Here is a 22684-nt window from a genome sequence, read left to right as displayed (position 1 = left end):
ATGATCGACCGGTGGCCGACGTGACGATCCCTTCCCACCTCCTGCCCGCCGACGGGCGCTTCGGCTCCGGCCCCACCCGGGTCCGGGCCGGCCAGCTCGCGGCGCTGACCGCCGCCGGGACCGGCGTGCTCGGCACCTCGCACCGGCAGGCGCCGGTCGAGCGCCTCGTCTCGCGGGTGCGCTCGGGGGTCGCGGAGCTGCTCGGGCTCCCGGACGGCTACGAGGTCGTCCTCGGCAACGGCGGGTCGACGGCGTTCTGGGACGCGGCCGCGTTCTGCCTCGTGCGCGAGCGCGCCCAGCACGCGGTGCACGGCGAGTTCTCGAGCAAGTTCGCGACCGTCACGGACCGCGCGCCGTTCCTCGCCCCCAGCGTGCGGGTCGAGGCAGCACCAGGGTCCGTCGCGCGCCTGTCCGCCGTCGAGGGCGTGGACGCCCACGCGTACCCGCACAACGAGACGTCGACCGGCGCCCTCGCCCCGGTCGAGCGGATCGGTGGGGCGGACGCGCTCACGCTGGTCGACGCCACGTCTGCCGCCGGCGCGGTCCCGGTCGACCTCGCCGCGACCGACGCCTACTACTTCGCGCCGCAGAAGGCGTTCGGGGGCGACGGCGGCCTGTGGGTCGCCACCCTCTCCCCCGCCGCGGTCGCGCGGGTCGAGGAGCTGACGGCGAGCCGCTGGGTGCCGGCGTTCCTCGACCTCGGAGCGGCGCTCGCGAGCTCGCGCAAGGACCAGACGGTCAACACCCCCGCGCTCGCCACGCTCGTCCTGCTGGCCGAGCAGCTCGACTGGATGCTCGAGCGCGGCGGGCTGGAGTGGTCCGCCGGACGATCGGCCGAGAGCTCCGCGCACGTGTACGCCTGGGCGGAGCAGCGCTCGTGGGCCGCGCCGTTCGTCGAGGAGGCGTACCGCTCCCCCGTCGTCGCGACCGTCGACCTCGAGGGCGTCGACGCCGCCGCGGTCGCCGCGGTGCTGCGGGAGCACGGGGTGGTCGACGTCGAGCCGTACCGCAAGCTCGGGCGCAACCAGCTGCGGTTCGGCCTCTTCCCCGCGGTGCCGCTCGCGGACGTCGAGGCCCTCACGGCGTGCATCGACCACGTCGTCGAGTCGCTGGGCTGACCCGCGCCTCAGGCACGGCCTCGGCGCAGGCTCCCGGCGCACCCGGGCGTCCTCAGGTCTGACGCCCCTCCTCGGCGGCGCGGGCCGCACGCTCGCGAGGCCCCTCGTAGGTGAGGTGCCGGCGCGGCTCGCGGTCGAACCCCACCCGCACGTCCCACGCGCGCCGCACCCACAGGGCGGCGATCGCGGCCACGAGGATCGAGGGCACGGCCCCGACGAGGATCGAGGTGCGGGCGCCGAACTGCTCGGCGATCCAGCCGACCAGGGGCGCGCCGAACGGGCCGGTGCCGAGCAGCACCATCATGTACAGGCTCATCACGCGACCCCGGTAGGCGGGGTCGGTCGACGTCTGCACGGTGGCGTTCGCGGACGTGAGCATGGTCAGCACCGTGAAGCCGACGGGCACGAGGGAGGCCGCGAACCACCAGAAGCTCGGGGCCAGCGCGGACAGCAGCGAGGACACCCCGAACGCGAACGCGGCGAGGATGACGGTCCGCACCCGCGGGTTGCGTCGTCGGGTGGCCATGAGCGCCCCGAGGAGCGAGCCGACCGCCATGACCGACCCGAGCACCCCGTACTCCTCCGGGCCGCGCTCGAAGACCTGCCGTGCCATGACGCCCTGGGTGACCGCCTGGTTCATCCCGAGGCTGGAGACGACGCCGACGGTCACCATGACGACGACGAGGTCGGAGCGGTGGCGCACGTAGGCGAGCCCCTCGCGGAACTGGCCGCGGGCGCGGGGCACGACGTCGCGGGGGTTGAGCTCACCGACCCGCATGAGCGTGAGGGCGAGGATCGTCGCGCCGAAGAACACGCCGTTGCCGACGAACACCCAGCCCGTCCCGACCCAGGCGATCGCGAGGCCCGCCAGGCCCGGACCGACCATGCGGGCGAGGTTGAACGACGTCGAGTTGAGTCCCACGGCGTTCGGCAGGTCCGCGGGCTGGACCATGTCGGAGACGAAGGTCTGGCGCACGGGCCCGTCGAACGCCGAGGCGCAGCCCAGGGCGAACGCGAAGCCGTAGACCATCCACAGCTCGACCGCGCCGGAGAGCACGAGGATCCCGAGGCCGAGCGCGAGGGCGCCCATCGCCCCCTGGGTGAGCATGAGCATCTTCCGCCGGTCGACCCGGTCGGCGGTCACGCCGGCGATCGGGCTGAGCAGCAGCGCGGGCAGGAACTGCAGCCCGGTGACGATGCCCATGGCGATGCCGGAGTCGTCCGTCAGCTCGGTGAGGACGAGCCAGCCCTGGGCGACGCGCTGCGCCCACGTGCCCGTGTTGGCGATCATCGACCCGAAGAACCACAGCCGGTAGTTGAAGTACCGCAGCGAGTGGAACGTCGAGCCGAGGAACCCGCGCCTCGGGCCCGTGGACGCCTGCGTCATCGATCGATCAGATCCCCAGCAGGTCCTGGATCGGGCCGAGGGCGAAGTAGATCGCGAACGCGACGACGACGCCCCACATGAGCGGGTGCACCTTGCGCACCTGCCCGGTCGCCGCCATGAGGATCGCGTAGGCGACGACGCCGACGCCGATGCCCACCGCGATCGAGTAGGAGAACGGCATGAAGATGATCGTGAGGAACGCCGGGATCGCGAGCGACAGGTTCTTCCAGGGGATGTCGACGACCTGCTGCATCATGAGGAACCCGACGACGACGAGCGCGGGGGTGGCCGCCTCGTAGGGCACCGCCTCCGCGAGCGGCGCGAGGAACGTCGCGAGCAGGAAGCAGGCGCCCGTGACGATCGTCGACAGGCCCGTGCGGGCGCCGTCGGCCACGCCGGCCGCGGACTCGACGAAGGACGTGTTCGAGGAGACACCGCCCGCGCCACCGGCGGCGGCCGCGATCGAGTCGACGACGAGGATGCGACGCGTGGCCGGCGGGTTGCCGTCGGCGTCGAGCAGGTCGCCCTCGGAGGCGACGGCGACCATCGTGCCCATCGTGTCGAAGAAGTCGGCGAGCATGATCGAGAAGATGAGGACGAGGACGGCGACGAAGCCGATCTTCTCGAACGCCCCGAACAGGGAGAACTGGCCGAGCGTGGCGAAGTCGGGGACCTGGACGATGCTGCCCTCGATCGCCGGGACGGTGAGGCCCCAGCCGCCGGGGTTCGACCCGTCGGGGGTCTGCGCGCCCGGGCTCGCGACCGCCTCGACGATCACCGCGATCACGGTGGCGACGACGATGCCGATGAGGATCGCGCCGCGCACGTTCCGGGCCATGAGGACGAGGATGAGGAGGAGCCCGATGATGAAGACGACGAGCGGCCAGGAGGCGATCGAGCCGCCGATGCCGAACTCGAGCGGCGTGCCCGCGCCGGGGCGGACGATGCCCGCGTTGACCACGCCGATGAGGGCGATGAACAGACCGATGCCGACCGAGATGCCGGTCTTGAGGGACGATGGGACGGCGCGGAAGATCGCCTCCCGCAACCCGGTGAGCACGAGGACGAGGATGACGATACCCTCGAGGACGATGAGGCCCATCGCGTCGCCCCAGGTCATGCCCTCCATGCCGACGACGGTGTAGGCGAGGAGGGCGTTGATCCCGAGTCCGGCGGCGATCGCGAGCGGGAAGTTCGCGACCGACCCCATGAGGATCGACATGATGCCGGCGACGAGCGCGGTGCCGGCGGCGATGGCGGCGAAGTTCGCGCCCTCGGTGCCGCCGCCGAGGTAGTGGCCGGTCGAGTCCGGCGTCGAGAGGATGATCGGGTTGAGCACGATGATGTAGCTCATCGCGAAGAACGTGACGAGGCCACCACGGACCTCGCGCCACGGGGTCGAGCCGCGCTGCCGGATCTTGAACAGTCGCTCGAGCATGTTGTCCGCCGGTACTGGGGTTGCGCGGCCGGAGGTGGGCTCCGGGGCGGTCGCGTCTGCGTCGGGGGTCACAGTCGGTCATTATGGACGCCTCCGGCCGTTCTCCCTAGTCCCTGACCACGGCGGGGGCCGGCGCGCCGCCGTCGGTCGTCCCCGGCCGCCGCCCCCTCGCACTGCCTGCCCACCGCCCGCGCACCCCGGTCCCGACGGAGGAAGTCGCCATGAAGCTGCTCGTCACCAACCGCTCCGACCTCGACCTCGAGATGCCCGACGGCGTCACCGTCGTCCCCCTCCGCGAGGGCCACGAGATCCCGCCGGAGGACCGCGACGCCGAGGGCGTCGTCGCGTGGGGCACACCGACGCTGCTCACCTCGGTGGCCCGCGACCTGCCGGACCTGCGCTGGGTGCAGTCCCTCGCGGCCGGCACCGACCTGTTCGAGGCGGCTGGCCTGCCGGACGACGTCGTCCTCACCTCGGGGCGCGGGCTGCACGACGCGACCGTCGCCGAGCACGCCGTCACCCTCGCGCTCACCGTGCTGAGGCGGATGCCGCAGCTGCTCGCGGCCCAGCGGGAGTCGCGATGGGCCGACGAGCTGCGCCGCCCCCGCTCGATCCAGCCGCCCGAGCGGGTCGCCTCGCTCATCGACGCGCGCGTGCTGATCTGGGGCTTCGGGTCCATCGGGCAGCGGCTCGCCGGGATCCTCACCGCCCTGGGCGCGAGCGTGCGCGGGGTGGCCCGGTCGGCCGGCGAGCGGGGCGGGTACGACGTCGTCGCCCAGGACGGGCTCGACGCGGCGCTGACGGAGACCGACATCCTCGTCATGGTCCTGCCCTCGACCCCGGAGACCGAGCACGCCCTCGACGCACGGCGGATCACCCTGCTCCCCGACCGCGCGATCGTCGTCAACGTCGGCCGCGGGGCCACCCTCGACGAGGACGCGCTCGTCGACGCCCTCGAGGCCGGCACCCTCTCCGGTGCCGGGCTCGACGTGAGCGAGCAGGAGCCGCTGCCGCCGGAGTCACGGCTGTGGCAGGCGCCGAACCTCGTCTACACGCCGCACGTGGCGGGCTACCGGGCGCACGGCGGGAAGCAGCTGATCGAGCACAACCTGGGCGCCCTGCTGGCCGGGGACGTCTCGGCCATGCGCAACGTCGTCGACCGCGGCTGAGCAGCCCCCCGTTCGTCGAGATTGCGGTTGGTGCTCGCCGAGATTGCGGTTGGGGCCCCAACCGCAATCTCGATGAGCTCGCCCGCTCACTCGTCGAGGCGGGTGGGGGTCGAGCCGTCGGGGTTGAGGCCCGCAGCCCGCCGCGTCGACCGGCTAGCGTGCACGGAGTAGCGCGGCAGCCACCGCCGCTGCACCGCGATGGACACCGCCGCCACCCCCGACGTCACCCACACGGCCACGGCCAGAGAACCCAGCGCCGGCCCCGCGGCGAGCACGAGCGGGCTCGCCGCCGCGCCGAGGTCGCCCTGCAGCCGCCACGCGGCGAGGAACTGGGCCTGGCCCTCGCGAGGGGCCGCGTCTGAGCCGATCGTCATGAGGATCCCCGAGGTCAGCCCGTTGCCGATGCCGAGCGCGAGGCCGGCCGCACCCAGCTCGGCGGCCGAGTCCGTCAGCGGGATGCTCGCGAGCGCGAGGCCCATGATCGCCATCCCGGGCACGCCCACCCACAGCCTCCCGAACCGGTCCATCACCTGCCCCGAGGGGTAGAAGAGCAGCATGTCCATCCCCGCGGCGACGCCGAAGATCACCGAGGTCGTGGCACCGTCGAGCCCGATGTGCTCCGCCCAGATCGGCAGCACCGTCTGCCGCGCGCCCCGCACCGCCGCGACCGTCACGGCCACGGCGCCCAGGCGCGCGAGCACGGCACGGTGCCGGCGGACCACCGAGCGCATCGTCGGCCGACCTGCCGTCCGCGCCATCACCGCGGGACGGTCGGCCTCGGACCCGCCGGCGAGCAGGACGACCGCCACCGCGAGCAGCGACGTCACCACGCCGACGGCGAACGCCCACCTCGTCGAGGCCGCAAGGAGCACGGCCGCACCGACGAACGGCCCGACGAACAGCCCGGCGCGGAAGACCCCGGCGATCGTCGACAGGACGCGCGCACGGCGTTGCGGCGCCGTCGTGCTCGTGAGGTACGCGTGACGCGCGATCGCGAACACGGACTGCGCACCACCGAGCAGGAGCGCCGCCACGCCGAGCGCCACGACCGATCCGGCGACCACCCCGAGGACGAAGCCGACGACGGCGACAAGACCCGCCGCGACCATCGCCCACCGGTCCCCCACCCGCGAGGTGAGGCCGCCCGCCGGCAGGTCCGCGAGGATCTGACCGACCGGGACGAGCGCGGCCAGGAGGCTCGCGACGCCGAGCGAGGCGCCGAGGTCCGTGGCCCGCGTGACGATGACCGGAAGGGCGGCGCCGATGCCGACCTCGAGGAGGAAGGTCGGCACCATCGCGCCGAGGACGACCGACCGGAACGGGAACATCGGCCCGTCCGCGGCCGGTGGCGCGGAGGAGGGGCTCACCGCGGGATGTCGTCGACCATGACGGCGATGTCCTCCGCCGTGTACAGCGCGTTGATCTGTGCGTCGTTGGCGCCGCCGTACCCGTTCGACTCGAACAGGCCGGTCTGCCAGGGCCGCTCGATCTCGCGGAAGTCCCGCGGCCGGTTGTGGACCTGGCGGACGCGGGTCCCGGTGCGCAGGGAGTGCCAGTGCAGCCAGATGTCGTCCGCCTTGGGGCAGCGCTCGGTGAAGGTCGTGCCCGACTCCCTCAGTGCCTCGAGCATGGCGGGCGGGTGGAGGACGCCCGAGACGCCGGTGGCGAAGTGCCGGTGCGAGGCCTGGGTCGAGCGCACCGGGTGCCACGTGAGGTACGGGGTGAGGATCTTCCCCTGCAGCCGGACGCGGTGGGCGCGCATCGCCACGACGTCGCCGGGGTGCTGGGTGTGCACGCCCCAGATCTGCTCGAGCCACCGGTAGGGGTAGATGACGTCGTCGTCCGCGGTGACGAGCGGGAGGTCGTGGTGCTCCCGGCTCGCGACGTACGGGTAGTACTTCTTGTGCGGCCCGTAGTTCTCGCACGGGAGGACCTCGACGCCGCGGGCCATGAGGCGGCGCAGGGTCTGCGGCGGGTCCTCGAGGACCTCGGGCTCGTCGACCCAGAGGATGAGGCGGGAGGGCCGCACCGAGCCGCGGGCGATCGACTCGAGCGCGAGGTAGGCCGTGCGGCGCAGGCGCTTGCCGTAGCTCGTCATCGACACGACGGCGGGGATCGTGCCGACCGCCGGCTCGTCCCGGTCGAGCACGTTGCGCACGCCGAGGCGGATCTCGTGCCCGGTCGCCGTCCAGCGGTGCCGGATGAAGCCGCCGGCCCAGCCGGCGACGTTCTTCAGCGCCAGCTTCTGGCGCTCCTGCTCCTGGGCCTCCCAGTCCGGAGCATCCCCCTGCTGCGGATCGGTCACGTCGGGTCCGACACCTCGGGCCCGTCCTGCGGGGCCGGATCGTCCCCGGTGGCCGGCTCCTCGGCCCCCGCCGGCTTCTCGACCGACGACTTGCCGGACGCCTCGTCCGTCTCCTCGACCTCCGCCGGCTCCTCGGGCACGGGGTTGAGCGGCGGGAGGACGATGAGGTCGGCCTCGTCGCGCACGGGCGGGGTCGCGTCCCACAGCGGGGCGGGCTCGGGCGCGCGGGTCTCGGAGTGGGCGCCGCACCCGTGGTCGAGGGCGACCACCCGGCCGTCGTCGGGCGACCACTCGTTCGCGCACACGCCGAACATCGTCCGCGCGGTGCCGGCGAGCTGCATGAAGAACCCGCACGACGAGCAGGGGCCCGCCGCGTTCTTCGCCACCGGCGCGTCGGGGCCGGCAGCCCCCTCGTACCACCGCTGCATGGCCTCGGCGCGGCCACGGGGCGAGAGCACCCGGGCGCGCGCGAGGCCGAGGTCCTCGGCGACCTGCCGCTCGGCGTCGTCCTCCTCGCCCGTGAACTCGTACCCCTGGACGAGCCGGTCGTCCTCGGCCACGTAGGGCAGGACGTCGTTCGTGCCGAGGTCGCCGGGGCGCAGGCGGTCGGCCCACGGCACCCACGCCGGGGCCAGCAGGGCGCCGTCTCCGGGGACGAGCTCGACCTCGCTCACGCTCGGGGTCCGGCCGCGCGGTACGCGGGCGACGGTCACCGCCCAGCGCCACCCCTGGTAGCCGGGGACCTGCGAGGCGAAGTAGTGCGTGCCGACCCGGTCGGCGTGGAGCTCGAAGCCCGTGTGGTCGCCGACGTGACCGCCGATGGCGACATCCTCGGCGGCAGAGCGGGCCACCTCGACGGCCCCGGACAGGACCTGATCCTTCGAGGGGGCACGGGCGGTGCGGGCTGCAGACACCCGGACAGTCTAGGCGTGACGCCGCGGGCAGGCGGCCCCGGGGTCGGCCGTGGGGGCGCCGCCGCGCATGCGGTCGGTCACCCGCGCGGGGGGCTCAGCCGTCGAGACGGATGGCCCAGAGGTCGAGACGGGCGTTCAGGCGTCGAACTGGTCGGCCACCGCGCGGAGCATCGCCGCGAGCTTGGCCCCGTTGTCCGGGTAGCGCCCGCGGTTGAGCGAGCTCGAGGCGCGGTCGAGAGTCTTGATGAGGTCCTCGACGATGGTCGCCATGTCCTCGGCCGGCCGGCGGTGCGCCTTGGCGACCGACGGCGGGGCCTCGAGCACGGTGACCGACAGGGCCTGCGGGCCGCGGCGGCCGTCCGCCACCCCGTAGTCGACGCGTGCCCCGGCGCGCGGGCTGGCACCGGCGGGCATGGCGGAGGCGTGCAGGAAGACCTCGGAACCGTCGTCCCCGGCGATGAAGCCGAACCCCTTGTCGGGGTCGTAGAACTTGACCTTGCCGGTGGGCACCGCGGAACCTCATTCGTCGATCGGGGCCGACGGCTGTCGGCGTGCGTGGGCGGGCCCGCCTCGGCCCGACCGGCACATGATACCCGCGGCCGCCGACACCCCGCCGTGCCTGGTCCGGCACCACACCGCCCGTCGTCGCGTGCCTCGGCCTACGTGGTCGCGCGTCGTCGTCCGTCCCGACGGACCGGGACCGGGCACGACGACGAGGGCCGGACCCGCCGGGGGCGGACCCCCGAGCGGCACCGACCGGGCAGGACGTGTCCGCCCGCGGCGGAAGGCGACGGACCCTCGTTGCGACGGCGGCCACATCACGCCAAGATCGTTGGGTGAGACCTGCCTCTCGTCGCCCCCGCCGCCTCGCCGCCCCGCTCGGTATCGCCGCGCTCGCGCTCGGCCCCGTCCTGCTGGCCGGACCGGCACTGGCGGCGGACCCGTCGAACCTGCCGGACGGCGTGCTCGACGAGGCCGACGTGCTGAGCGATGCCGAGGAGGCCGACCTCGAGGCGCTGTTCGACCAGATCGAGGCGGAGCACGACGTCCAGCCGTTCATCGTCTACGTCTCCGACTTCGGCGGGACGTCCGCGCCGCAGTGGGCCGAGGAGACCGCGCAGCTGTCCAACATGTCCGACGACGAGGTCCTCCTCGCGATCGCGGTCGACGAGTCCGCGTACGGGGTAGCCGTCGGCGAGAACGCACCGGTGTCCGACGGCGAGGTCCAGTCCGTCATCGACGGCGACGTGGCCGACCATTTCAACGCCGGGGAGTGGTCCGAGCTCGGCACCGCGTGGGGCGAGGGGCTCGGCGACGCGACGGGCGGCATCGGGATCGGTGGGTTCCTCATCGGCGGCGTCGCGGTCGTCGCCGTCGGGGCCGTCGGTTTCGCCGCGTGGCGCCGGAAGACCGGGAAGAGCGGCGCCAAGGACCCTCTCGAAGGGCTGCCCGAGAACCACCCGGCGCGACTCCCCCTGCCGGAGCTGCGGAAGGAGGCCGGGTCCGCGCTCGTCGGCGCCGACGACGCCGTGCGCTCCTCCGCCGCCGAGCTCGAGTTCGCCAAGGCCCAGTTCGGCCTGCGTCGCACGGACGAGTTCACCGAGGCGCTCGCCGCGGCGCAGAAGGCCGTCGACGAGGCCTTCCAGGCGCGGCGCACCCTCGACGACGAGCACCCGGAGTCCGAGGACGAGGAGCGCCGGCTGCTCCTGCGGATCCTCGACCGCAGCGAGGTGGTGCGCACGACGCTCAGCTCCCAGCAGGAGGAGTTCGAGCGGCTGCGCAACATCGAGTCCCGGGTCGAGGAGGTCCTCGAGGAGACCCGGACGCGTGCCGAGGAGGTGCGCGGCGAGGTCGAGAACTCCCGCATCCACCTGCGGGCGCTGACCGGCCGCTACCCGGCGTCCGCGCTCGCCTCCGTCAAGGACGACCCCGAGCAGGCCGAGCAGCTCCTCGACTCGGCGCTGCGCAGCGTGGACGAGGGGCTGGCCGCCGCCACCCGCAACCGGCGCGCCGCCGTCACCCACGCCCGCGTGGCCGAGGAGGCCGTCCACCAGGCCGCCGAGCTCGCGGACCGCGTGGCCGGCGCCGGCCAGCAGCTCGAGCACGCCTCGGCGAACCTCGCCAAGGCGATCGCGTCGATCTCCTCCGACGTCGAGGACGCCGACCGCCTCGCCCGCGACAACCCGGGCGTCCGCTCGGCCCGCGAGGAGGCGGTCGCCGCGATCGCCCAGGGCGAGGAGGCGCGTCAGGGCGGCGACCCGCTCGCCGCGCTCGACCGGCTCACCAGCGCCGAGACCGCGATCGACGAGGTCCTCGCCCCCATGCGCGAGCGCGCCGAGGTGGTGCGCCGCAACCGCTCGATCGCCGAGGGCCGGATCGAGGCGGCGGAGCGGCTGCACCGCTCGGTCGACCAGCTCATCAACACGCGGCGCGGCGCGGTGGGCCAGCACGCCCGCACGCAGGTCCGCGGCGCGGAGGACGAGATCCTGCGCGCCCGGTCCCTGCTCGACTCCTCCCCCGACGAGTCGATCCGCGCGGCCGGACGCGCCACGACGATGCTCCGCGAGGCGCAGCAGGACGTCGAGCGGGACCTCGCGTCCCTCCAGCTCGGCTCCGGCTACGGGGCCGGCAACCCGTACGGCCGCGGCTACCACCCGCGCCGGGGCGGGGTCGACGTCGGCTCCCTCGTCATCGGCGGCATCATCGGCGGGCTCCTCGGCGGGGGTGACGACCACCACGGCGGCTGGGGCGGCGGAGGCGGCTTCGGCGGAGGGTTCGGCGGCGGCGGCGGAGGCGGCTTCGGCGGCAGCAGCTTCGGCGGGCGCTTCTGACCGGCGTCGTCGACCGACCCCCGGCCGGGCCGTGACCGTCCCGGCCCCACGACCGGCCGGCACCCGCCGGCCCTGACAGACGGCGTCGCGAACGCGGCGCGGTAGGTACGACCGACAACCGCGACACCACCGACAGGGAGATCACATGGCTGAGAAGCAGAGCATCCTCGGGCGCATCGCCCAGCTGACGCGCGCGAACGTCAACGCGCTGCTGGACCGCGCCGAGGACCCGCAGAAGATGCTGGACCAGATGGTGCGCGACTACACGAGCTCCATCAAGGAGGCCGAGGACGCCGTGGCCGTGACCATCGGCAACCTGCGCCTCGCCGAGCGCGACTACCAGGAGGACGTCCGCGACGCCCGCGACTGGGGCCAGAAGGCGCTCGCCGCCTCGAACAAGGCCGAGGAGCTGCGCACCTCCGGGGACGCCGCCGGCGCGTCGAAGTTCGACAACCTCGCCAAGATCGCGCTCAACAAGCAGATCACCGCCGAGGGCGAGGCCCAGTCCGCCAAGCCGATGATCGACTCGCAGAACGAGGTCGTCGAGAAGCTCAAGGCCGGGCTCGTGCAGATGCGCGGCAAGCTCGAGGAGCTCAAGGGCAAGCGTGACCAGCTCGTCGCCCGCCAGAAGTCCGCGTCCGCGCAGAAGCAGGTCCAGGGCGCGATCTCGTCGATCAACGTGCTCGACCCGACCAGCGAGATCTCCCGCTTCGAGGACCAGGTCCGCCGCGAGGAGGCCTACGTCGCCGGGCAGGCCGAGATCAACGCCGGCTCGATCGAGGACCAGTTCGCCGAGCTGGCCGACCACAGCAAGGACATGGAGATCGACGCGCGCCTCGCCGCGCTCAAGGCGGGCCGCTCGCCGCAGGCGATCACCGCCGACGCCGGGTCCGAGGCCGGCGAGTACGTCCCCGGCGACGCCGCGACGAACGAGCCGCAGGCCGAGGACCGCACGGCCTACTGAGGCTCCGGCCGCCCGGACCCCGGCACTCTGGGGTTCGTGCCGGCGACCACCCACGAGGCGCCCGTGACCGTCGAGGTCACGGGCGCCTCGTCGTCCCGGCCCCGGCGGCTCGTCGTCTCACCTTCCGCAGTACCGGTTGTCCACCGTCCCCAAAGTTGTGACAATCGGGACGAAGGTGGCGCGCGGGACGCACAGCCGTCCGTCGGGCCGGCCCGCAGCGGAGCGGATCCGGCAGCCACAGGCATGCCGAGGCACAAGGAGACCCCCGCACGATGACGTCCCGCACACGCAGCACGACCACGCTTCTCGCCCTCGCCGCCACCGCTGCGCTCACCCTCGCCGCCTGCTCCGGCGGTGACGACGACGGCGCGGAGGGCGACCCGATCCGGGTCGGTGCGGTCAGCTCCATCACCGGCCCCGCCCCGTTCCCCGAGGTGCCCGCCGCCGCCGAGGCCGTCTTCGAGCGCGTCAACGCCGAGGGCGGCATCGACGGCCGGATGATCGAGCTCATCTCCGAGGACGACGGCGGCGACCCCGCGCAGGCGAGCCAGGCCGCGCGGCGCCTCGTCGACGAGAGCGGCGTCGTCGCCTTCGCCGGCTCCGCGAGCCTCGTCGAGTGCAGCGCGAACGCCGCGTTCTACGCGCAGCGGGACGTGGTGGCGATCTCCGGGACCGGGGTCGAGCCCTCGTGCTTCGAGTCGGCCAACATCGCGCCGGTCAACAACGGCACGATCCGCGGGTACGAGGCCCTGCTCCACTTCGCGTCGGAGGACCTCGGCCACGACCGCGTGTGCCCGGTCATCCAGGAGAGCGCCGGCCTCACCGAGCCCTACCTCGAGCTCATCGAGCGGTGGGAGGCGGACACCGGCTCCGAGGCCCCGCACGTCGACACCTCGGTGGTCCTCGGCGACGACCCGACGCCGGCCATCCTCGCCGTGCGCGACGCAGGCTGCGAGGCGGTCGTCTTCAACTCCAACGAGCCGGTCGCGGTGGCCTTCATGAACGCCGTCGACCAGCAGGGCCTGCTCGACCAGATCGACTGGCTCACCCTCACCTCGGCCTACAGCGTGAGCGTCCAGGAGTCCCTCGCGGAGCAGGGCACGCTCGGCCTCTACGCGAACTCCGAGTTCCTTCCCTACACCGGGGACGCCCCGGGCCTCGAGGGCTGGCGCACCACGCTCACCGACGCCGACGTCCCGCTCACCTCGCTGTCGATGGGCGGCTACGTGGCCGCCGAGGTCCTCGTCGAGGTGCTCGAGGGCATCGACGGCGAGATCACCGACGAGTCGGTGACCGAGGCGTTCCGCGCGCTCGACGAGATCGAGCACCCGCTCATGGGCATGCCCTTCACCTTCGGCGACGCGACCGAGCACAACCCCAACCGCTCGAGCATGATGGTCCAGGCCACCGAGGAGGGCTGGGAGACCGTCAGCGACTGGGTGCGCCTGCCGTGACGCCAGCGGCGCAGGGGGCCGCCTCGACCCGGGAGCCCTCGGCGACGAGGGCCGCCGCGGCCCCGTCGGCCACGGCGGCCAGGACCCGCTGATGCTCGACGGCGTCGTCTCCGGGCTCGTGTCCGGCTCCGCCTACGCGATCCTCGCGGTCTGCGTGGTGGTGCTGTACCGCCTGGTCGGCGTGCTCAACTTCGGGCAGGCCGCGCTCGGCGCCGTCGGCGCGTACCTCTGCTACGCGCTGCTCGGCTCGGGCGTCCCGCTCCCCCTCGCCGCGCTCGGCGGTCTCGCCGTCTCCGGCGTCGTGGCCGGGTTCGCCGGGTGGGTGATGGCCCGCTGGTTCGGCGAGCCGTCCGTCACCGTGCGGGCCGTCGTCACCGTGGTCCTCCTCGTCGTGCTCCTCACCGCCGGCTTCCAGATGTTCGGCGACTCGCCCCGGGTGATGCCGAGCCTCGTCCCGGACGTCATGTTCGACGTCGCCGGGGTGCGGGTCTCGCTCACCACCGTGGTCGCCCTCGTGCTCACCGTCGCGATCGCGTCCGCCCTCACCCTGCTCCTGCGCCACTCGCAGACCGGCCTGCGCCTCGAGGCCATGTCCGAGCGCCCGATGACCGTCCAGCTGCTCGGGATCGACTCGCGCCGCCTCGCGGTCACCGTCTGGGCGACGACCGGCGTGCTCTCCACCCTCGCGCTCCTGCTCGTCGCCCCGACCCGCAACCCCACCTTCGAGTCGATGTCCTTCCTCGTGGTCCCGGCCCTGGCCGCCGCACTGCTCGGCGCGTTCAGCCACGTGTGGATCGCCGTGCTCGGCGGCCTCGCCGTCGGGGCGGTCGAGGGGGCCGGCTCCCGGATCGACGCGATCGCCGAGTACCGGGGCGCGATCCCGTTCCTCATCATCGCCGTGGCCCTCATGTGGCTCCGGAGGCGGGAGGTCTGGGATGCGCCTCGCTGACGTGCGCACGGTCGCCACCGCGCTCCTCGTCGTCGTGCTCGTGATTCTCGGGCTCGTCCTGCCCGTCTACTGGGTCTACCTGCTGAGCACGGTGGCGATCACGGCGCTGGTCGCGCGCAGCATCGGCGTGCTGACGAACCGGACCGGCCTCATCACGCTGTGCCAGATGTCGTTCGCCGCGATCGGCGGCTGGGTGACGTCGTGGCTCGCGCTCGCCGTGCCCGACCTCCCGTTCCCGCTGCTCGTGCTCGCCGGGGGGCTCGTCGCGGCGCCGGTCGGCCTCGTCATCGGGCTGGCCACCGCCCGGATCCGCGGCGTCGAGCTGGCCGTGGTCACCCTCGGGTTCGCCACCGCGCTCGACCTCGTCCTGCGCCAGGGCAGCTTCCCCGGCGTCGGCTCGGGCACGCCGGTCCTGCCCGCCGACCCGTTCGGCGACCCGCGCTGGTTCTTCGCCCTGTGCTGGGTCCTCCTCGCGCTCGCGCAGCTCGGGCTCTCGGCGCTCGGCCGGTCGCGCCACGGTCTCGGCTGGTCGGCGGTCCGCGAGAGCGAACGCGCGGCGGCGGCCCTGGGCGTCCGGGTCGGCGGCGCGAAGGCGAGCGCGTTCATGTGGGCCGCCCTGATCGCCGGGCTCGCGGGCGGGCTGCTCGCCGGGCAGTACGGGCTCCTCACGCCGGCCGTGTTCTCGCCGATGACCTCGATGGTCCACCTCGTCACCGCGGTCCTGTGCGGGGCGGCGGTGCTCGGCGGCGCGGTCCTCGCGGGCGTCTTCTCGGTGTTCGTCCCCGAGCTCCTGCGCCGCGTCGGACTCCCCCTCGACGCCGCCGACGCCCTCATGGCACTCGGCGCCTTCGAGGTCCTGCGCCAGGGCAACGGCGGGATCATGGAGCAGGTGAGCGACCGCCTCGAGACGCGGGCCGTGCGCGGCAGGCGGCTGACCTGTGACCTCCCGGAGCCGACGACGCCGCCGCACCCCTCGACGTCGCCGACCCCCGTGGCGGACGGACCCGCGGCGGACGGTCCCCGCACGACGACGCCGCACCCCGCCACCTCGCCCATCCGGTCGGCGGACGCGACCGACCGGGGGCCCGCCCTCGAGGTGGCCGGCCTGACGGTGCGGCTCGGGGGCGCGACGATCCTCGACGACGTCTCCCTGCGCCTCGACCCGGCGGGCGTGCACGCGCTCATCGGCTCGAACGGCGCGGGCAAGTCGACCCTCGTCGACGCCGTCACCGGCTTCCTCCCCGCCTACGACGGCGAGGTGCGCCTCGGCGCGGCGCCCGTCGACGCCCTGTCCGCCCGGGCCCGCGCCCGGCTCGGTCTGCGCCGCACGTTCCAGCACGGGCACGCGATCGACGGCCTCACCGTCGGGCAGTACCTGCGGCTGGCCGGCGGGCGCGCGGGCGCGGACCGGGCCGCGCGGGTCACGGAGTTCCTCGGGCTGCCGGACGCCGACGTGCCGATCCGGCTGATGGACGCCGGGTCGCGCCGCATCCTCGAGATCGGCGGGGCGCTCGCCTCGGGCCCCCGCGTGCTCCTGCTCGACGAGCCCGCGGCCGGGCTCGGGGAGGCCGAGAGCCGCGCGCTGGCCGACCGGGTCCACCGCATCCCCGCCGAGCTCGGCTGCGCGACCCTCCTCATCGAGCACGACATGGAGTTCGTGCGGGCGGCGGCCACCCGCGCCACCGCGCTCGACGACGGGCACGTGATCGCGAGCGGACCCGTGGCGGACGTGCTCGACGACCCCCGCGTGGTGGCCGCCTACCTCGGGACGGAGGCGACGGCATGAGCGACGGGCTCGAGGTGGAGGCGCTGACCGTCCAGCGCGGCGACCTGACGATCTGCCGGGACGTCGACCTCGTCGTTCCCCGCGGCGAGATCACGGTGCTGCTCGGCGCGAACGGCGCCGGCAAGACCACGCTGCTCGACGGGATCGCCGGCATGCTCCCCGCCGCGTCCGGGACGGTCGCGCTCGGCGGGCGGCGGATCGACCGACTGGCCGTCCACCGCCGGGCGCGCGCCGGCCTCGGCTACGCCGAGCAGGGCCGCAGCGTGTTCTCCAGGCTCACGGTGGCGCAGAACCTCGTCGTCGTCGACCGGTCCGGGTCCGCCCTCGAGCGGGCCTTCGACCTCTTCCCGCGGCTCGCCGAACGGCGCGACGTGCGCGCCGGACTGCTCTCGGGCGGGGAGCAGCAGATGCTCGTCGTCGCCCGCGCGCTCGCGACCCGGCCGACCGTCCTCATGGTCGACGAGCTCTCCCTCGGCCTGGCGCCGCAGATGGTGCGCACCCTCGTCGACGCGCTGGTCGAGCTGGCGGCGTCCGGCGTCGGGATCCTGCTCGTCGAGCAGTTCGTCGAGATCGCGCTCGCCGTGGGGAGCACCGCCCACGTCATGCACCGCGGCCGGATCGTGCGGACCGACACCTGCGCGGCGCTGCTGGCGGAGCGCACCTCGGCGCTGTCGCCGTACTACCTCGGCGGAGCGGGCGGCAGCAGCGGCGGATCAGCCGGTGGCACGGCCACCCCTGCCGACGACGAGAACTGAGGCGCTCGCCTCATCGCCCGGCGCCCCGGCGGCTCCTCGCGGCCGCCTGGCACACCACGGTCCCGCACCGGACGCCCCGGGTTCGTCGTCGGGCAGAGCCCTGTCCACGATGCGGACGGTCCGTGCGGGTGGTTCCCGTCCGCCGTCGGGTGTGCTTGTATGTGAATCGTCAACTACCTGGTCCGCATCGCGGACCCGACCCGGGAGCATCGGTGGGCAACCTCTGGCACCTCACGGCGCGGCTCGACGTCGACCTCGGTCGGCGCTCGACGTGCTCGTGTCGGCCCGTGCCCGCGCGGCCGGTCCGTTGACCCGCCGCTCCCCCTCCCGCGCGGTACGTCGGCGCTGACCGCCAGGCCTGGGCCCACCCCGGCCGGCCCGAGGTCCCGGGTCCACCGGCACCTCTCCCATCGCGTCGCCCGCACGGGCGTGCGCAGGCGCGCCGTCGCGCCCCCTCCCCACGAAAGGCACCCCTGTGTCCACCCGCTCCACCACCGCGCCCGCGCGCCGCCTCCGGCTGCCGTCCTTCAGCGCGCAGATCGTCATCGGCCTCGTCGCCGGCATCCTCCTCGGCTGGCTCGCCCTCGAGCTCGGGACCGGTCCCGAGGACGAGCCCAACGCCCTGACGACCACGCTCGACACGATCGGCTCGACCTTCGTCGGACTCCTGCGCGCGATCGTCCCGCCGCTCGTGTTCCTCGCCATCGTCACCTCGATCGCCAACCTGCGGGGCATCGCCAACGGCGCCCGACTCGCCGCTCAGACGCTCATCTGGTTCGCGATCACCGCCCTCGTCTCGGTGCTCATCGGCATCGGCCTGGGCCTCGCGCTCCAGCCGGGCAGCAACGCCGGCGTCGACGCCCAGGATGCCTCCGCCCCCGGGCGTCAGGGCGGCTGGCTCGACTTCCTCACCGGCATCGTCCCGGCGAACTTCCTCGGGCTCGAGGTCAACGCCGGGCTCGAGACGGCGGCGGACGGGGCCGTGACCGGCGTCGGCGCGTCGCCGGGCTTCAACGTCCTGCAGATCATCGTCGTCTCCCTCGTCATCGGGATCGCCGCGCTCAAGGTGGGGCAGAAGGCCGAGCCGTTCCTCTCGGTGTCCGCCTCGCTGCTCGCGATCGTGCAGAAGGTCCTGTGGTGGGTCATCCGCCTCGCCCCGATCGGGACGGTCGGACTCATCGGCAACGCCATCGCGACCTACGGCTGGACCTCGATCGGGAGCCTGGGCACGTTCACGCTCGCGATCTACGTCGGCCTGCTGCTCGTGCTGCTCGTCGTCTACCCCGTCATCCTGCGCGCGCACGGCCTGTCCGTCCTGCGCTACTTCCGCGGCGCCTGGCCGGCGATCCAGCTGGCGTTCGTCTCGCGCTCGTCGATCGGCACCCTGCCCCTCACGCAGCGCGTGACCGAGCGGAATCTCGGCGTGCCGCGCGGCTACTCGTCGTTCGCCGTGCCGCTCGGCGCGACCACCAAGATGGACGGCTGCGCCGCGATCTACCCGGCGATCTCCGCGATCTTCGTGGCCCAGTTCTTCGGGCTCTCGCTCGGCCTGACGGACTACCTGCTCATCGCCTTCGTCTCCGTGGTCGGCTCGGCCGCGACCGCCGGCATGACGGGCGCGACCGTCATGCTCACCCTCACGCTGTCCACGCTCGGCCTGCCGCTCGAGGGCGTGGGCCTGCTCCTCGCCGTCGACCCGATCCTCGACATGGGGCGCACCGCGGTCAACGTGGCCGGTCAGGCGCTCGTGCCGGTCGTCGTGGCGCACCGCGAGGGCATCCTCGATCGCGAGCAGTACGACTCCGCCGACGCCGAGGACCTCTTCCGCGACGAGGACGAGGTGGCTGTGGGGGCCGGCGCCGACCGGGGAGCCGACGCCGGGTCCGCCACGGACGGCGACGGTCGGTCCACGGACCGCGAGCAGCCCGCACCGGTGCGCTGACCGGGCGCTCCTGACCGGCCGCCCGCCACGCGGCTGCCGAGATCAGGGGAGGCTCGCCGAGATCAGGGGTGCTCAGCGGCTCCGGGTCACGAGATCGGGGGAAGTGGGCCGAGACCCGGGGAAAAATCCCCGTCTCTCGCCCGCCTCCCCTGATCTCGCCACACGATGGCCGGTGGCCGACCGCCCGCCCGCACCGTCCCCCCACTGGTCCGCCCCACGCGGCACCCACCCCGGGCACGCGCACGCCCCCACCACGCCTAACCTGTCCTCATGAGCGACGCCCCCACCACGTACCTCGTCATCGACGGCGAGAACATCGACGCCACGCTGGGGGTGAGCATCCTCGGCCACCGCCCGAACCCCGAGGAGCGGCCGCGCTGGGACCGGGTCCTCACGCACGCGGGCGACGCATGGGGCGGCGAGGCGCGCGGCCTGTTCTTCCTCAACGCCACCTCGGGCAACCTGCCGACGTCGTTCATCCAGGCGCTGCTCGCGATGGACTACCGGCCGATCCCGCTGGCCGGGTCGACCACGGAGAAGGTCGTCGACATCGGCGTGCAGCGCATGCTCGAGGCGATCCTCGAGCAGGGCCACGGCAACGTCCTCCTCGTCTCCCACGACGGCGACTTCCTCCCCCAGATGGAGGACCTCCTCGACGCCGGCCACCGGGTCGGCATCCTCGCCTTCCGCGAGTTCCTCAACCACGAGCTCACCGCCCTGACCTCGCGCGGCCTGGAGATCTTCGACCTCGAGGACGACGTGCGCGCCTTCACCACCGCACTCCCCCGCGTCCGGGTCATCCCGCTCGCCTCGTTCGACGCCAGCCAGTTCCTGTAACCCGCCCGACGGCGACGTCCGGCGCGCTCCCAGGAATCGTCCAGGATCGGGGTGGATCATGGGTCCTATGCCCACCGCTGCCGGCTCCGGTCCCGCGCCGACCGAGGCCCACCTCCTCGTCGTCGACGACGAGCCCAACATCCGCGAGCTCCTCACCGCGTCCCTGCGCTTCGCGGGCTTCGAGGTGACCCCGGCCGCCGACGGCAACGAGGCGCTGCGCAAGGCCGCCGACAACCGGCCGGACCTCGTGGTGCTCGACGTCATGCTGCCGGACATGGACGGCTTCACGGTCCTGCGGCGGCTGCGTTCGCACGACGAGTCGCTGCCCGTCCTCTTCCTCACCGCGCGCGACGACCTCTCGGACAAGGTCCACGGGCTGACCGTGGGCGGGGACGACTACATCACCAAGCCGTTCAGCCTCGAGGAGGTCGTCGCGCGCATCCGCACGGTCCTGCGCCGGGTCGGCATCACGGGCCCCGAGCAGGACCCGGTGCTGCGGTACGCGGACCTCGAGATCGACCAGGATGCCTACGAGGTGCGGCGTGCCGGGGTCCTCGTCAACCTCGCGCCGACCGAGTTCAAGCTCCTGCGCTACCTGCTCGTCAACGCCGAGCGGGTCGTGTCCAAGTCGCAGATCCTCGACCACGTGTGGGAGTACGACTGGCACGGCGAGGCGACGATCGTGGAGTCCTACATCTCCTACCTGCGCCGCAAGGTCGACTCCGCGGACTTCCTCGGCCTCGAGGGCGAGCAGGCCGAGGCTCTGGTCCCGCTCATCCACACCCGACGCAACTTCGGCTACGTCCTGCGCCGGCCGACCAGCTGATGCACGCGCTCGGACGGCGTCGGGCGGGGCACGCGCCGACGGAGGGCTGGTCGCTGTCGGCGCGCCTCGTCGTCACGACGGTCCTCCTGCTCGGCCTCGGCCTCGGGCTGGCGGGCGCCACCGTGGTCGCGGTGCTGCGCAGCCAGCTGGTCGACCAGCTCGACGAGAACCTCCACGACACGGTCGACACGATCGCCCAGCAGGACCTCGAGGAGCTGCGCGCCGGCGGCGACCAGGTGGTGCCCACCCGCTACGTCGTCAGCATCTCCCTCGACGGCGAGGAGACGCAGACGATCGCGCACCCCCGCACGTCGTCCGCGGTGGGCCTGCCCGTCCTCCCGGACCAGGCCGCCGACCGGCCGACCACGTTGCGCGGCACGCACGACGACGTCACCTGGCGCGCGCTCGCCCTGCCACTGGTCAGCAGCGCCGGCGACCAGGTCGGCGTCCTCACGATCTCCACCCCGATGGACGACGTGGCCGCCACGGTCCGGCAGACCAGCAAGTACGTCGTCCTCATCTCGGTCTCGCTGGTGGTGCTCGGCGCGACGGGCGGGTACCTGCTCATCCGCCACGAGCTGCGCGACCTGCGGGCGATCGAACGCACCGCGGGCGCCATCGCGGCCGGCGACCTCACGCGCCGCGTCGCACCCGGCGTGCCCGGGACCGAGATCGGCAGCCTGTCGGAGTCGCTGAACTCGATGCTCGCCCAGATCGAGCGGGCGTTCTCCGCGCGGTCGGCCTCCGAGCGCCGCATGCGCCGGTTCGTCGCCGACGCCTCCCACGAGCTGCGCACCCCGCTGGCCACCGTGCGCGGCTACGCCGAGCTGCACCGCATGGGCGGCGTCCCCGAGTCGGAGGTGCCCGCCGCGATGGGCCGGATCGAGGCCGAGGCCCGACGCATGGGCACGCTCGTCGAGGACCTCCTCACGCTCGCCCGCATCGACGAGGACCGCCGGCTCACCCTGTCCGACGTCGACGTCACCGACCTCGGGACCGACGCCGTGCGCGACCTGCGGGCGCTCGACCCGACCCGGCGGGCGACGCTCCTGCCGCTCCCGGGTACCGCGGGGCCCACGGTCGTCCGCGCGGACGCCGACCAGCTGCGGCAGGTCTTCGCCAACCTCGTCGGCAACGCGGTCCGGCACACGCCCGCGGGCACCGACGTCGAGATCCTCGTCGGCCTGCGCTCGGCGGCACCGCAGGTGTCAGTCCCCTCGGCCTCGTCCGGGGCGGCGGCCGGGGCCGCTCAGGGGCACCCGGCGGCTCGTCCGGCGTCGTCGGGGGCCACGGCGTCGTCGACGGCGTCGACCGAGCCCGACCCCGCGGCGGCGTCCCCCGGCGCGTGGGCGGCGACGGGGCAGCTCGGTCCCGTACCCGGATCACCGGACCCGGGGACCGGGCACGACGGCGAGCACCCCAGCCGTGCCGCCGGTGCCCCGCCGTCCGAGGACGTGGAGCCGGAGCGCACCGTGCCACGCCGGGCGCCCGGACGCGGGTCGCAGGTCCCCGCGGCGCGACGTCCGCCGGACCGGCGACTGCTCGGGCTGCTCGCGGGCCGCGGTCCGACGCCGCCCGCGACGGCGCCGCTGCCCGCCGAGCCCCCTGCCCAGGACGAGGTGGTGCTGCGCGTGCAGGACCACGGTCCGGGCATCCCGGCGGAAGAGGCGAACCGGGTGTTCGCCCGTTTCTACCGGCTCGACCGCTCACGGGCCCGCTCCGCGGGCGGTGGCTCCGGCCTGGGCCTGGCGATCGTCGCGTCCGTGGCCCGCGCGCACGACGGCCGGGCACGCGTCCTCGCGACCCCGGGCGGTGGCACCACCGTCGAGCTCGTGCTTCCGGTGGCCGGACCGACGGCGGGCGGGATGCTCACCGGCGAGGAGCAGGCACCCCGCCCGGTCTGACGGTCGTCGAGGTCCGACGGACCCGCCGTCCACCGCCCGACGGCGCCATGCGGGCAGGTGCCTCGAGGGACGCCCTGACCGCTCGGGTCAGCGCGTCGCGGTTCC

Annotated in this window: 18 protein-coding genes; 12 read left to right on the top strand and 6 right to left on the bottom strand. The window is 74.0% G+C overall.

All coding sequences use genetic code 11. The features are described from left to right. Positions 1–11 precede the first annotated feature (11 nt). Entirely contained in the window at positions 12–1118 is a 1107-nt protein-coding gene (serC, locus tag ACZLMO_RS01175) for a phosphoserine transaminase (RefSeq protein WP_463652643.1), read from the top strand. A 52-nt stretch (positions 1119–1170) separates the two neighbouring features. Here the strand turns inward: serC and ACZLMO_RS01170 are convergent, their stop codons facing one another. Both ACZLMO_RS01170 and ACZLMO_RS01165 read right to left on the bottom strand, forming a co-directional pair. After that, entirely contained in the window at positions 1171–2505 is a 1335-nt protein-coding gene (locus ACZLMO_RS01170; RefSeq protein WP_463652642.1) for an MFS transporter, read from the bottom strand. A 7-nt stretch (positions 2506–2512) separates the two neighbouring features. Continuing rightward, on the bottom strand, positions 2513–3943 hold the full coding sequence (locus tag ACZLMO_RS01165) for an NCS2 family permease (RefSeq protein ID WP_463652740.1): 1431 nt from the start codon (positions 3941–3943) through the stop codon (positions 2513–2515). A 221-nt stretch (positions 3944–4164) separates the two neighbouring features. Here ACZLMO_RS01165 and ACZLMO_RS01160 point away from each other — a divergent pair, with 221 nt between their 5' ends. Continuing rightward, positions 4165–5112, top strand: coding sequence for an NAD(P)-dependent oxidoreductase (locus ACZLMO_RS01160; RefSeq protein WP_463652641.1), 948 nt, complete (start codon positions 4165–4167; stop codon positions 5110–5112). Positions 5113–5198: 86 nt separating this feature from the next. On the opposite strand, the gene ACZLMO_RS01155 is transcribed toward ACZLMO_RS01160, so the two are convergent. From ACZLMO_RS01155 to ACZLMO_RS01140, 4 genes are all read right to left on the bottom strand, one after another. Further along, positions 5199–6479 (bottom strand): MFS transporter, encoded by a 1281-nt coding sequence (locus ACZLMO_RS01155; RefSeq protein WP_425714449.1) that lies wholly within the window; start codon positions 6477–6479, stop codon positions 5199–5201. Further along, positions 6476–7417 (bottom strand): hypothetical protein, encoded by a 942-nt coding sequence (locus ACZLMO_RS01150; RefSeq protein WP_425714448.1) that lies wholly within the window; start codon positions 7415–7417, stop codon positions 6476–6478. Before ACZLMO_RS01150 ends, ACZLMO_RS01155 begins: the two co-directional genes overlap by 4 nt. Continuing rightward, a complete protein-coding gene (locus ACZLMO_RS01145) occupies positions 7414–8331 on the bottom strand; it encodes a DUF3027 domain-containing protein (protein ID WP_425714447.1) in 918 nt (305 codons plus the stop codon). Before ACZLMO_RS01145 ends, ACZLMO_RS01150 begins: the two co-directional genes overlap by 4 nt. Before the next feature lie 135 nt (positions 8332–8466). Beyond that, entirely contained in the window at positions 8467–8841 is a 375-nt protein-coding gene (locus ACZLMO_RS01140; protein WP_425714446.1) for a cold-shock protein, read from the bottom strand. Between the two features lie 326 nt (positions 8842–9167). Between ACZLMO_RS01140 and ACZLMO_RS01135 the strand changes: the two genes are divergently transcribed. The 10 genes from ACZLMO_RS01135 to ACZLMO_RS01090 all read left to right on the top strand — a co-directional run bounded on the left by ACZLMO_RS01135 (position 9168) and on the right by ACZLMO_RS01090 (position 22579). After that, the gene (locus ACZLMO_RS01135) at positions 9168–11162 is read left to right on the top strand and encodes a TPM domain-containing protein (protein WP_425714445.1); all 1995 of its coding nucleotides are present in this window, start codon (positions 9168–9170) and stop codon (positions 11160–11162) included. A 145-nt stretch (positions 11163–11307) separates the two neighbouring features. Next, positions 11308–12126, top strand: a complete 819-nt coding sequence (locus tag ACZLMO_RS01130) for a PspA/IM30 family protein (RefSeq protein WP_463652640.1) — start codon at positions 11308–11310, stop codon at positions 12124–12126. Positions 12127–12398: 272 nt separating this feature from the next. Then, positions 12399–13580 (top strand): ABC transporter substrate-binding protein, encoded by a 1182-nt coding sequence (locus ACZLMO_RS01125; RefSeq protein WP_463652639.1) that lies wholly within the window; start codon positions 12399–12401, stop codon positions 13578–13580. 91 nt (positions 13581–13671) lie between these two features. Beyond that, on the top strand, positions 13672–14529 hold the full coding sequence (locus tag ACZLMO_RS01120; protein ID WP_463652638.1) for a branched-chain amino acid ABC transporter permease: 858 nt from the start codon (positions 13672–13674) through the stop codon (positions 14527–14529). Further along, a complete protein-coding gene (locus ACZLMO_RS01115) occupies positions 14516–16315 on the top strand; it encodes a branched-chain amino acid ABC transporter ATP-binding protein/permease (protein ID WP_463652637.1) in 1800 nt (599 codons plus the stop codon). Before ACZLMO_RS01120 ends, ACZLMO_RS01115 begins: the two co-directional genes overlap by 14 nt. Beyond that, the gene (locus ACZLMO_RS01110; RefSeq protein ID WP_463652636.1) at positions 16312–17070 is read left to right on the top strand and encodes an ABC transporter ATP-binding protein; all 759 of its coding nucleotides are present in this window, start codon (positions 16312–16314) and stop codon (positions 17068–17070) included. The genes ACZLMO_RS01115 and ACZLMO_RS01110 overlap by 4 nt, the downstream gene beginning before the upstream one ends. A 475-nt stretch (positions 17071–17545) precedes the next feature. Next, positions 17546–19012: a dicarboxylate/amino acid:cation symporter gene (locus tag ACZLMO_RS01105; protein ID WP_425714439.1), complete on the top strand. Its 1467-nt coding sequence runs from the start codon at positions 17546–17548 to the stop codon at positions 19010–19012. Positions 19013–19282: 270 nt separating this feature from the next. After that, entirely contained in the window at positions 19283–19849 is a 567-nt protein-coding gene (locus ACZLMO_RS01100) for an NYN domain-containing protein (protein ID WP_425714438.1), read from the top strand. Positions 19850–19916: 67 nt separating this feature from the next. Next, positions 19917–20675, top strand: coding sequence for a response regulator transcription factor (locus ACZLMO_RS01095; RefSeq protein WP_425714437.1), 759 nt, complete (start codon positions 19917–19919; stop codon positions 20673–20675). Further along, complete coding sequence (locus tag ACZLMO_RS01090) at positions 20675–22579, top strand: sensor histidine kinase (RefSeq protein WP_425714436.1); 1905 nt, start codon at positions 20675–20677, stop codon at positions 22577–22579. Before ACZLMO_RS01095 ends, ACZLMO_RS01090 begins: the two co-directional genes overlap by 1 nt. The last annotated feature ends 105 nt before the right edge of the window (positions 22580–22684 follow it).

The sequence above is a fragment of the Georgenia sp. G2120 genome (assembly GCF_055326485.1).
The sequence above is the reverse complement of the archived record's forward strand: the minus strand, read 5'-3'. Positions and strand labels throughout refer to the sequence as shown.